Consider the following 12286-nt stretch of genomic DNA (forward strand, 5'->3'; position numbering starts at 1 on the left):
GCTGTTTCCTTGTCCGTGCGCGAAGCGCGTTCGATAAAACCGCGAGCTTATCAGGGCCTAACTGCCACTGGCTACGGCATGATAAGAATAGTTAGTAGCTTATAAGTTCAGCGCTGAATAGTGACTGAATACAAAGCAGTCTGTGTCCGTGACGTATCAAACAACCCTGAACATACAGACTAGACATCTTTAAAAAGAAACTAACTGTACAAAGAACTTCCAGCAAAGAATGCTTAATAGAAACGGAAAACAGCCGCTAGAAAGGGAATAAACCTGTAGAAACGAAAAAAGCGGCGCAAGGCCGCTTTTCCGTAGTTTATCGGGAGTTCAGTAGGCCCGATAAACTTAATATGGCGCAGCGGACGGGACTCGAACCCGCGACCCCCGGCGTGACAGGCCGGTATTCTAACCGACTGAACTACCGCTGCGTATATCGCAAAATGGTGGGTGATGACGGGATCGAACCGCCGACCCTCTGCTTGTAAGGCAGATGCTCTCCCAGCTGAGCTAATCACCCACGTAGCTTTCGCTAGTGTTCTTCCTGGGTTCATCAAGAGGATTTAAAACCCAATCAAGCAACCCAAGATGAAGCAAAAATGGCGCAGCGGACGGGACTCGAACCCGCGACCCCCGGCGTGACAGGCCGGTATTCTAACCGACTGAACTACCGCTGCGCGTAACTTCAAGAGTGGTGGGTGATGACGGGATCGAACCGCCGACCCTCTGCTTGTAAGGCAGATGCTCTCCCAGCTGAGCTAATCACCCACTTAACTTTCGTAAGCGTTTGCTCTCGAAGTGGGGCGCATTCTACGGACGGTTTTAGAGGCTGGCAAGCCCCCAAGTGAAAAAAATTTCAAATGATCCAAAGGCTTAGGTTCTTTTCCTTTATTTCCAAGCCTTTGGATCATTTCCCGGGTCTGCCCTTGCAGGCAGGACCGTATCGTTACATCCCAAAAAGCGGCCTGTTTGTCATTAAAGCCCCTTAATCGTTGCCAATGATCAATTGGGGGTTGGCCTTGGAAGCATGGCAGCGGAATAATGCGCGCTTCGTTTTTTGGGGAATCGTCACGCCATGTGGTTTCGTAATCTTCTTATTTATCGTCTTACCCAGGATTTATCACTCGAAGCCGAGGCCCTGGAAACCGCGTTGGCCAGCAAACCTGCACGTCCCTGCGCCAGCCAGGAACTGACCACTTACGGTTTCGTAGCTCCTTTTGGCAAGGGAGAAGACGCTCCTCTGGTACATGTCAGCCAGGATTTCTTTCTGATCGCAGCTCGCAAGGAAGAGCGCATTCTGCCCGGCAGCGTAGTAAAAGACGCCGTGCAGGAAAAAGTTGATGAAATCGAAGCACAGCAGATGCGCAAGGTTTACAAAAAGGAGCGTGACCAGATAAAGGACGAAATTGTCATGAGTCTGCTGCCACGGGCCTTCATTCGCCGCCAGACTACCTTTGCAGCAATCGCGCCCAAGCAGGGTTGGATTCTGGTAGATGCCTCCAGTGCAAAGCGCGCAGAAGATTTGCTTTCCATCCTTCGTGAAGCGCTGGGCTCCCTTCCGGTTCGTCCGATGTCGGTCAAGCAGGCACCGACTGCAACCTTTACAGATTGGGTCAAGTCTCAGGCAGCCACAAATGATTTCCATCTGCTGGATGAGTGCGAGCTACGCGATAGTTACGAGGATGGCGGTGTTGTCCGCTGTAAAGGGCAAGACTTGACCAGTGAAGAAATCCAGAATCATCTGGGCGCAGGCAAGCTGGTGACCAAGCTGGCCCTGGCTTGGCAGGACAAGCTGTCGCTGTTAATCGATGACAAGGTCGCGCTCAAGCGGCTGCGCTTTGAGGACTTGCTTCAAGAGCAGGCCGAGCAGGATGGCGGCGATGATGCCATGGCGCAGCTGGATGCTACCTTTACTCTAATGATGATGACCTTTGCCGAATTTATTCCGTCGCTGGTCGAAGCGCTGGGTGGAGAAGAAATTCCGCAGGGGCTCTAATCAGGTGCGGCGCCCCGGGGCGCCGCCCAACTTCCAAGGCTCATATTTTTATAAGGATAATCATGGGCGCTCTCGCAGCTTTAAGCCGCTTTGCAGGCAATACCTTTGCCTTGTGGGTCCTGCTGGCGGCTGTTCTAGCCTTTATATGGCCTGAAGGGTTTCGCTCCTTAACGCCAGCTATCGTCCCCTTATTGGGCCTGATCATGTTCGGCATGGGGCTCACGCTCAAAGCTGAGGATTTCAAGGAGGTCTTTCGCAAACCTCTTAGGGTTCTTCTAGGTGTAATCGCTCAATTTATCATTATGCCCGGCATGGCGTGGCTGCTTTGTCTTGTCATGCAATTGCCGCCGGAAATTGCAGTAGGCGTTATTCTTGTGGGTTGTTGCCCTGGCGGTACGGCGTCCAATGTCATCACCTGGTTTTCACGCGGGGACGTCGCACTGTCTGTTGGCATCACTGCCGTTACTACCCTTCTGGCCCCGTTGGTGACCCCTACACTGATCTGGCTATTGGCTTCGGCCTGGCTACCAGTCAAGTTCTCAGCCCTTTTTCTATCCATCGTCCAGGTCGTTATCCTCCCGATTGTGCTGGGGCTAGTTGCCCAACGCTTCCTGGGGTCAAAGGTACGGGCAGCGGTTGAGGTGTTGCCTCTGGTCTCGGTTATCAGCATCGTGCTGATTGTGGCGGCCGTTGTGGCTGTCAGCCAGGCGAAAATTGCAGAGTCAGGATTTTTGATTATGGCTGTGGTCGTACTGCATAACACATTGGGACTGATGCTTGGCTATCTGGCCGGAAAAGTGTTTGGGCTACCTCTGGCGCAGCGCAAGACGTTGGCTATCGAGGTCGGTATGCAGAATTCGGGACTGGGCGCAGCACTGGCAACAGCACATTTCTCCCCTCTTGCGGCTGTGCCCAGTGCCTTGTTCAGCGTCTGGCATAATATTTCTGGAGCGCTGCTGGCCACATGGTTCCGTCGCTTGAATGACGAGTCCTCTGCAAAAGAGTGAGCATGTAACGAAACCGGCGCGCTCGGGCTTGGCAAGAGCGCATCGGTTCGCGAAGGGGACGACCTCATCGCCTGAAACTATCCGGGGACGGCCCCGCTTTACCAACCCTGGAATCTTTATGTCCTGGATTATTCTTTTTCTGGCTGGCTTGTTTGAAATAGGCTGGGCTATAGGCCTCAAATACACCGAAGGCTTTACCCGCCCTCTTCCTACTGTCCTGACGGCAGCCGCCATGCTGACCAGCATAAGCCTCTTGGGCATGGCCGTTAAGCAGCTTCCTCTTGGTACAGCCTATGCCATATGGACGGGTATTGGCGCAGTAGGAACGGTGATTGCTGGCATCATTCTATTTGGCGAAAGCGTCAGTCCGATCCGGCTGCTCAGTGTGCTGCTTATTTTATGTGGCTTGATCGGGCTTAAACTGAGCCATTAGGGCCTAGTCACGGATGCTGCGCGTAGGGTCTCCACCGCCTATCACGGCGCGAAAGCGCATCAGGAATTCTGGCACGCTTGCAAACAGGAAGGCATTGACGCCTATATTCATCAACGCAACCGCCAGAAACAGCTCCGGAACTGTCATCTCGAATACAGACAAAAGCAGCATAGTGATAAGGGCCGAGCAGACCATTAGGAGCGCATTGAGAATATTGGTGGCAGCGATAACCCGAGAGCGCTCCTCCTGTGGCGTGCGTGCCTGAATCAGCGCATAGAGCGGAACGATATAAAATCCGCCAGAGATCCCCAGTCCCAGAATGCACCCAAGCGCTGGCCACATGGAAAATTCTTTCAGCGCTGCCCATCCGCCATAAGACCCTGTGATAGCGGCCATGTCAGGCGTGACGGCATAGAGCAAGACGCTGAAGATAGATAACCCCAGCGCACCCAGCGGAACAATACCTGCCTCAACATGCCCCTTGGACAACCGGCCACATAGAAGAGAGCCCAGCGCAATGCCTACCGAGAACAAGGTAAGGATCAGCGAAACCATGCTTTCCTGACCGTGCAGGTAGTCCTTGGCATAGGCTGGTATCTGGGTAAGGTATACCGCACCCACAAACCAGAACCAGGAATTGCCCAGCAGAGAACGAGAGACCGAGGGCGCCTGCCCCAGCCCCATACGTAAGATCACCCATGTTTGCCGGAAAATGTTCCAGTCCAACCTCAGGTGCGAGATGACGGCCGGCGCGGATGGAATACCCAGGCTGGCCAGAAAACCAGCCAGAGCGATCAATACGACGCTTATGGCTACGGCCTGGGAATAATCCGGGAGAGAGAGCAAGGCCCCTGCCCCTATCGTCCCGCCCAAAATGGCCAGGAATGTGCCCATCTCCACCAACGCGTTACCGCCCATTAACTCTCGAGACTCGAGATGCTGGGGCAAAATTGAGTACTTGGAAGGTCCGAAGAGCGCCGAGCGTGTACCCATGGCAAACAGGACAAATAACAACAGTGGCAGGCTGTTAAGCCAAAAGCCTAGACTGCCTAACAGCAACATGACGATTTCCGAGCCTTTTAGCCATCGCATGAGCCGCGCCTTGTCATATTTTTCGCCTAATTGTCCGCCTAACGCTGAAAACAGCAGGAACGGAAGAATAAACAGCAAGGCGCACAAGTTGACCAGCAACAGCCTGTCACCGGTAACGCTCAAGTGAAACAGCACCGCCAGAATCAATGACTGCTTATAGACGTTGTCATTAAAGGCGCTAAGGGACTGTGTTACGAAAAACGGTAGGAAGCGCCGTTTTTTCAACAGAGCGAACTGTGAGGACATCGAACGAGGTCCTATTCGAAGAAGGGAAACCGGAACGGGCCACAGCCATCCTTGCAGCCCGAGATAACAACCGCGTTACATCGTACGTCAGTCAAACATCGTTATATCCGGATAGCCTTAGGAAAAAGAAGCTTCCAGGCTGGCTTTTACCGTCGGCCACTCACGGTCGGTAATACTGTACATGACGGTATCATCAAGCCGACCGTCGGCCAAACGTCGATGGTTACGTAACAGCCCTTCACGTACAGCCCCTAGCTTTTCAATAGCGCGTTGCGCACGCAGATTACTGGCTGCCGTCTTGAGTTGTACACGTACCAGATGCCAGTTCTCGAACGCATGACGCAGCAGGAGGTATTTGATGTTGGCATTCAATCCACTGCCATGCTGCTCCCGATCCAGCCAGGTCCAGCCAATTTCAGCGGCAGGTAGCGCAGGCAGAAACTCTGAAAAGCGAGTGGTACCCACCAGCTTGTCAGCCAGCCTGATGGTAAAAGGGATAGTTTTGCCTTCACGCTGCTCGGCAATGGCGTGCCTATACCAGTCCGGTCGTAGTGGACCGCTCAGGTAATGCAACTCGTCCCGGTTGAGATCAGCCAGGCTGACCAGTTCCAGTACGTCGCTTTCCACCATAGGCTCTAAACGAAGAGCACCTCGCTGCAAGGTAATGGGATGCGCTTCGAACATGGCGCCACTCTCCTTGATAACACTGCGACACGCTAACAGGCTGAAGCCCTTGGCTCAACCAAACCTGCGACATTGGTCTCAGTGACCTTGGAGTAGTCGCTTTGATGAGACACTTATAAAGCCTGCCATGCTCCCCAACGAGCGCATTAGAATAGTCCCTAGGTATTCCCACTACTCGAGACGAGCTCTTTCTAATCTATCTGGCAGCGGAAGGCCTAGGGCCAACCACCTATAAAAGGCCCTGCACAACAAAATTCACAGGAGTTCGCATGACCCTATCCAGCGGACTGATCGCCGCCGTTGCTCTGCTGTACATGGCGGTGCTCTTTGCGATTGCCTTTTATGGCGACAGACGAAAAACGCCGTTGCCACCCAAGTTACGCGCCTGGGTTTACAGCCTGTCGCTTGCGGTATACTGCACCAGCTGGACATTCTTTGGCGCCGTTGGACAGGCGGCCGACCAACTCTGGTCCTTTCTGCCGATTTACCTAGGACCTATCCTGCTCCTGCTATTCATGCCACGTCTGATCAAGAAAATGATCATGATCAGCAAGCAGGAAAACATTACTTCCATTGCCGACTTCATTGCCTCCCGTTATGGAAAATCGCGGGCGCTGGCGGTTGTGGTTACGCTGATCTGCCTGGTAGGCGTGCTGCCTTATATCTCCCTGCAGCTCAAAGGCATTGTCATGGGCGTCAATCTGCTCACCGGTGCAGGGGCCGAGTCAATAGGCATGCGTGCACAGGATACCGCCTTGATCGTCTCGCTGGCATTAGCGGTATTTACCATCCTGTTCGGCACTCGCAACCTTGATGTTACCGAGCATCACCGGGGCATGATGCTCGCAATTGCCTTTGAGTCGCTGATCAAACTCCTGGCATTTCTGTCCGTAGGGATTTTTGTGACCTATGGACTTTATGATGGATTCGATGACCTCTTCGATCAGGCACGCATTGCGCCCGAGCTGTCCAAATACTGGCAGGAAACCTTCGACTGGCCCGCACTGCTGGTGCAAACCGGAGTAGCGTTCACGGCCGTCATGTGTCTGCCACGACAGTTTCATGTCACGGTGGTTGAAAACACGGATGCGCGTGACCTGAACCTGGCCCGCTGGGTATTTCCTTGCTACTTGGCCTTGGCGGCGCTGTTTGTTGTTCCCATCGCCCTGGCAGGGCAGATGCATCTGCCCAAAGGGGTCGTACCTGACTCCTTTGTTATAAGCCTGCCCATGGCACAGGCACATCCCGGCCTGGCGCTCCTGGCTTTCATTGGTGGCGCTTCGGCCGCTACCAGTATGGTGATCGTCGCCAGCGTGGCCTTATCCACCATGCTATCCAATGATATTTTGCTGCCTCTCTTATTCCGTAAGCAGAAGGTAGAACGCCCCTATGAGGTGTTCAGCCACTGGCTGGTAACCATTCGGCGTGTTGCGATCGTGGCGATCCTGCTGTTGGCGTATCTCTGCTATCGCCTGCTGGGCTCTACGGCAAGCCTGGCTACCATCGGGCAGATCGCCTTTGCAGCTATCGCTCAACTGGGCCCGGCCATGGTAGGGGCACTCTACTGGAAGCAGGCGAACCGGAGAGGTGTATTTGCAGGACTTGCAGCGGGCGCCTTTCTTTGGGCTTATACCCTGGTTCTGCCAGTCATGGCAGAAAGTCTGAACTGGCCACTCGACCGTTTTCCTGGGCTAGCCTGGCTAGCAGCCAATCCGTTTGGCCTGCCCTTCAAACCCCTGACTCAAGGCGTACTGCTGTCCTTGGCAGGAAATTTTCTCCTCTTCTTTCTGGTTTCCAATCAGGCCAGGACCCGGGTATCCGAGCACTGGCAGGCCGGCCGTTTCATTGGGCAAATGACCTCGGCGCGCCTGAATACCCGGTCGCTATTGGCAGTGCAGCTGGAGGATCTTCGCGCACTCGCTGCCCGCTTCGTAGGCGATGAACGTGCTCGGCAGAGCTTTATTCGCTTCGCTGACCAGACGGGCCTGACTTTTCATCCGGCCCAGAATGCCAACGGAGAATGGATTGCCCATACCGAGCGCCTGTTAGCCGGCGTGATCGGAGCCTCCTCTGCGCGGGCGGTGGTAAAGGCTGCCATCGAAGGCCGTGACATGCATGTGGAGGATGTCGTACGCATTGCCGACGAAGCGTCCGAAGTACTCGAATTCAACCGCGCGCTTTTGCAGGGCGCTATCGAAAATATTTCTCAAGGTATCAGCGTTGTCGATCAATCTCTTCGGTTGGTGGCTTGGAACCAACGTTACCTGGAGTTGTTTGACTACCCGGACGGCATGATCCAGGTTGGGCGTCCAATCGCCGAAATCATCCGCTATAACGCAGAACGGGGCCTCTGTGGCCCAGGCGATCCTGACGAGCACGTAGCACGACGTGTCGATCGAATGCGGCAAGGGATTGCCCACACATCTGAGCGACAATTCCCCAATGGTCGGGTAATCGAACTCAGTGGCAAACCCATGCCGGGACGCGGCTTTGTCATGAGCTTTACCGACATCACCGCGTTTCGCGAAGCAGAGCGCGCCCTTCGTGAAGCCAACGAAGGGCTGGAGCAGCGCGTTGAAGAGCGAACCCGGGAGCTCTCCCAGCTTAACCAGGCGCTGACAGAGGCCAAAGCCCATGCAGAAGCAGCAAACCAGTCCAAAACACGCTTTCTCGCTGCCGTCAGCCATGATCTGATGCAACCGCTAAACGCAGCCCGCCTGTTTACGGCCGCCCTCGCCCACCACGATGCGTTACCAAAGGATGCTCGCGAGCTGGTTAACAACATGGATTCGTCCCTGCGCTCCGTGGAAGACCTGATTGCCGACCTGCTGGATATCTCGCGTCTGGAGAGCGGACGGGTTCATACGGAAGTCGGCAAGTTCGCAATCAATACGCTATTCGATACGCTGGGCGTAGAGTTTCGTGCCCTGGCGCGAGAACAAGGCATAGATTTCCACCTAAGCGGAAGTCGCCTGAGAGTAGAAAGCGACGTCAAGCTTCTGCGCCGAGTCCTGCAGAACTTTCTGACCAATGCTTTCCGCTATGCCAGAGGGCATGTATTGCTAGGTGTCCGCCGCCATGGTGATCATGTGACACTGGAGGTATGGGACCGTGGCCCAGGTATCCCGGAAGATAAGCGGCAGGTCATTTTTGAGGAGTTCAAGCGACTCGATAGCCATCAGACGCGCGCAGAGAAGGGGTTGGGCCTGGGACTGGCTATTGCTGATCGTCTTTGCAAGGTACTGGGCCATCGTATCGAGGTACGCTCCTGGCTAGGCAAAGGCAGTGTATTCAGCGTCTCGGTGCCCGTCGCGACTCAAATTCTATCCGAGCCTGTCCTGCAGCCTACACGCGAACACACCAGCGAACCGCTACGAGGCGCACCGGTATTTTGCGTTGATAACGAGGAAAGCATCCTGACGGGTATGCAGAGCCTTCTTAGCCGCTGGGGCTGCGAGGTTCATACGGCACGCAATCAGCAGGAGTGCGAGGCGTTATTGGCGCAAGGCATTCAGCCACAGATAGCGCTGGTGGATTTCCATCTGGATGACGGCAATACCGGACCTCAACTGATGGCATGGCTTCGCACGCGGCTTGATAAGCCGTTGCCTGGCATTGTGATCAGTGCAGATGCACATCAGGATCGTGTCAGTGAAGTGCATTCGGCTGGGCTGGATTTTCTACCTAAACCCGTAAAGCCAGCCGCCTTACGCGCATTGCTTAGCCGTTATCTGAATTTAAGATGACTTGGCGGCGCCCGTGTCGATAGGTCATAAAAACCCAATCGAAATAATGCAAAAAAATTCTTGCATTTTGATGAAGCCAAGCGTGATGCGGTCTACAGGGTTAATCCACAGAACCTGTGGATAACTCTGTAGAAAAGTTGGTGGAAATGTCCTGTAAGCTAGATGAAATGGGGGGTTCCGTTAAACTGTCCATTTTTTAACCAATCAAAAAAATCCTTATAAATCATATATTTATGCCTAAATAACCGTCCTAAATATTTTTATGCCTGTTTAAACGAAGCGCTTGACAAGCGCATTAGTGCTTGTGCACAAGTCCTGAACATTGCCCTTTGACTCAGGGTGTATTTTTGAGCATAGCCCTTCGCCTGAGTTAGAAAATGTAGTGAATTCGTATGTTTTATCACTCTGCCAGACTGACCTCGGCAGGACGACGACTCATTAACACCCTGCCCTCACGGACAGAAAACAGTGGAAGGCCCTGGCTTCTTATCATTTCGTAGTCCGAATCGGCTGACAGGATCAGCAGATTGGCCGGGCGCCCTGCTTTCAGCCCATATCGGTCACCCAGCTGCATGGCGTTGGCGCTATTTACCGTCACCAGATCCAAGGCATGCTGCAGGCGCTCATAACCGAGCATGTGACAGATATGCAGGCCGGCCTCCAGTACCCTGAGAATGTTGCCGTTACCCAGCGGATACCATGGATCAACAATGGAGTCCTGCCCGAAGCACACATTCATACCGGCCTCCAGCAGTTCGTTCACACGCGTTACGCCACGCCGCTTGGGAAAAGTGTCGAAGCGACCTTGCAGGTGAATGCTCTCGGTGGGGCACGATATAAAGCTGATACCCGAACGACTCAGCAGACGAAACAGCTTTGAACAGTAGGCATTGTCATAAGAACCCATGGCAGTAGTATGGCTGGCAGTGACACGTGAGCCCATGCCACGACTACGCGCCTCCTCTGCCAACACTTCCAGAAAGCGGGAATGGGGATCGTCTGTCTCATCGCAGTGAACATCCACCAGACAACCTGTGCGCTCAGCCAGATCCATCAGAAATTTGACGGAACTGACCCCTTGCTCACGGGTATATTCGAAGTGAGGGATTCCGCCAACCACGTCGGCTCCCAGCCGAATGGCCTCCTCCATCAGTTCTCGGCCCTGAGGATAGGATTCGATTCCTTCCTGGGGAAACGCCACAATTTGCATGTCAACTAAATGGCTTGTTTCTTCCCGAATTTCCAACATGGCCTTCAAAGCCGCCAGACTGGCATCGGTTACATCCACATGGGTACGAACATGCTGGATACCGTGGACCGCCAGGGCATTAATGGTCTGCTTGGCCCGCGCCTTGGTATCTTCGTGGGTAATAGTCGCCTTTCGCTCTCCCCAGCACTCAATGCCTTCGAATAACGTGCCGCTCATGTTCCACCGCGGTTCCCCAGCTGTCAGGGCGGCATCCAGATGGATATGCGGTTCGACGAAAGGCGGAATAACCAGATTGCCACGCGCATCCAGTATTTCAGCGCTGGTTGGGCTCACAAAAGCGACCTGTGATTCGATTGCAGCGATCCGGTCGCCTTGCAAACGCACGGTAAACAGCCCTTCCTGACCACGCAGCCGCGCATTGATGACATTCATCGACAGACTCCTCAAGCAAAGGACTACTTACTCTTTATAACAGTAGGTGACCTGGAACATTTCCAGCCTATGCCTCTGCGCGAGCGACAACCGATAGCCGGGCCCCCACCAGGCCACACAGCATTACGTACCCCAGCGCGGCAGTACCAACGCCGACAAGAGGCGCCAACCAAGGGGAGAAAAAGGCTGCCAGAACACCCAGGCCATAGGCCGCAAGCCCAACCCAATTGAATTTAGGTAAATGAACAGTCGCCAAGAGGGGGTAACGCCCTCTATGACGATAAAAGAAATCAGCTGCAATCACGCCGCCGATAGGAGGGATAATGGTTCCCAATATAATCAGGTAGGGGACCAGCAGATCGTACATGCCCAGCACTGCCAGCAATGTACCTATTGCTGCGCCAACCAGCGTAACGGTTCGCCGACGATCTGTTCGAACCAGATTACAACCCGCCACAGCGAAGTTATAGATAGTATTGTCCTGCGTGCTCCAAAGATTAAGCATGAGCATGGCTATCGCTGCCAGCGAGAAACCCTGAAGCAGCAAGACCTCCACCACGTCCGGTTGCTGGTACACAATGGCGCCATAGGCGCCGATCAGCACCATCAGGCCATTGCCGATAAAAAAACCAGCCAGGCTGGCCAGAATGGCAACTCTCCCAGTCCGAGCAAAACGTGTCCAATTGGTAGCCTGTGTCGCCCCGCTGACAAATGTGCCAAACACTAATGTCAGCGCTGTGCTATACTCCATCGTGTTGACTGGTTGTATGGCCAGCAGGCCTTCCAGCCCACCGATCTTTCGTGTTGCAACCCACATGGGTAATGCCAGCAGGCCACACATGGCGGGTACAGCAACATAAGACAGGATCTCTAAGCCTCGGTAGCCAATATAGGCTGTGGCACAAAAGCCAAAACCGAAGATCACCATCAGCAACAGCACAATGCCTTCGGGCAATCCCAGAAACTTACCCAGCACGACTGCCGCCGTCGCCGTGCCCCAGGCATACCAGCCAATCTGCGTGAATCCCAACACCAGATCAGACAACTTGCTTCCTACTTCGCCAAAGCAGAACCGGCCCATCAGAACAGAATTAAGGCCGCTTCGATACGCGATATATCCCAGCAAGGCGGCATAAAGACCAAGCAGCAGATTACCTACCATAATCACGCTCAGCAGGGTCTTGAAATCGAACGCCGTGCCGATCTTACCGCCTGCAAACATCGTCGCGGTAAAGAAGGTAAAGCCCAGCAGCACCAACGTTGTCGACCAGATGCCCCGACGGGCTGACATAGGCACTTCACTTAACGGATAGTCGTTCGCGCTTGCGTTCGTCTCGCTCATTTCGCTATTCCCGCTTGGTCATGGACCTGAGAGCAAGTGCGAAGCGCATGCCAAACGCTGTAACGCTCTGGTGCAACCCAATGACTGCGGCAGGAAGGTGC

The 12286-nt window shown here is 54.1% G+C and carries 7 protein-coding genes, 4 tRNA genes and 1 pseudogene; 4 read left to right on the plus strand and 8 right to left on the minus strand.

Annotation, left to right across the window (positions count from 1 at the left end; genetic code table 11):
* Positions 1–351: 351 nt before the first annotated feature.
* The 4 genes from HMPREF1487_RS03155 to HMPREF1487_RS03170 form a co-directional block, all read right to left on the minus strand.
* Positions 352–428: transfer RNA gene (locus HMPREF1487_RS03155), tRNA-Asp, on the minus strand.
* A gap of 13 nt (positions 429–441) precedes the next feature.
* A tRNA-Val gene (locus tag HMPREF1487_RS03160) sits at positions 442–517 on the minus strand.
* An 80-nt stretch (positions 518–597) separates the two neighbouring features.
* Positions 598–674, minus strand: a tRNA-Asp gene (locus HMPREF1487_RS03165).
* Positions 675–689: 15 nt separating this feature from the next.
* Positions 690–765: transfer RNA gene (locus HMPREF1487_RS03170), tRNA-Val, on the minus strand.
* A gap of 307 nt (positions 766–1072) precedes the next feature.
* On the opposite strand from HMPREF1487_RS03170, the gene rdgC reads away from it, so the two are divergent.
* From rdgC to sugE, 3 genes are all read left to right on the plus strand, one after another.
* Positions 1073–1993 (plus strand): recombination-associated protein RdgC, encoded by a 921-nt coding sequence (gene rdgC / locus HMPREF1487_RS03175; protein WP_010795146.1) that lies wholly within the window; start codon positions 1073–1075, stop codon positions 1991–1993.
* Between the two features lie 62 nt (positions 1994–2055).
* Positions 2056–3000 (plus strand): bile acid:sodium symporter family protein, encoded by a 945-nt coding sequence (locus tag HMPREF1487_RS03180; protein WP_010795147.1) that lies wholly within the window; start codon positions 2056–2058, stop codon positions 2998–3000.
* A gap of 118 nt (positions 3001–3118) precedes the next feature.
* Positions 3119–3433 carry a quaternary ammonium compound efflux SMR transporter SugE gene (sugE, locus tag HMPREF1487_RS03185; RefSeq protein ID WP_010795148.1) on the plus strand — a complete coding sequence of 105 codons (315 nt, stop codon included), beginning with the start codon at positions 3119–3121 and terminating at the stop codon, positions 3431–3433.
* Positions 3434–3484: 51 nt separating this feature from the next.
* On the opposite strand, the pseudogene HMPREF1487_RS03190 reads toward sugE, so the two are convergent.
* Together HMPREF1487_RS03190 and HMPREF1487_RS03195 are read right to left on the minus strand one after the other, a co-directional pair.
* A pseudogene (locus HMPREF1487_RS03190) lies at positions 3485–4771 on the minus strand (MFS transporter); the annotation flags it as partial.
* Positions 4772–4888: 117 nt separating this feature from the next.
* Complete coding sequence (locus HMPREF1487_RS03195) at positions 4889–5455, minus strand: GNAT family N-acetyltransferase (protein ID WP_010795150.1); 567 nt, start codon at positions 5453–5455, stop codon at positions 4889–4891.
* 269 nt (positions 5456–5724) lie between these two features.
* Between HMPREF1487_RS03195 and HMPREF1487_RS03200 the strand changes: the two genes are divergently transcribed.
* On the plus strand, positions 5725–9201 hold the full coding sequence (locus HMPREF1487_RS03200) for a hybrid sensor histidine kinase/response regulator (RefSeq protein WP_010795151.1): 3477 nt from the start codon (positions 5725–5727) through the stop codon (positions 9199–9201).
* Positions 9202–9601: 400 nt separating this feature from the next.
* On the opposite strand, the gene codA is transcribed toward HMPREF1487_RS03200, so the two are convergent.
* Positions 9602–10843 carry a cytosine deaminase gene (codA, locus tag HMPREF1487_RS03205; RefSeq protein WP_010795152.1) on the minus strand — a complete coding sequence of 414 codons (1242 nt, stop codon included), beginning with the start codon at positions 10841–10843 and terminating at the stop codon, positions 9602–9604.
* Between the two features lie 67 nt (positions 10844–10910).
* Positions 10911–12185: a cytosine permease gene (gene codB / locus HMPREF1487_RS03210; protein ID WP_010795153.1), complete on the minus strand. Its 1275-nt coding sequence runs from the start codon at positions 12183–12185 to the stop codon at positions 10911–10913.
* Positions 12186–12286: the final 101 nt, after the last annotated feature.

This window comes from Pseudomonas sp. HPB0071 (assembly GCF_000478505.2).
GTDB lineage: Bacteria > Pseudomonadota > Gammaproteobacteria > Pseudomonadales > Pseudomonadaceae > Chryseomonas > Chryseomonas luteola.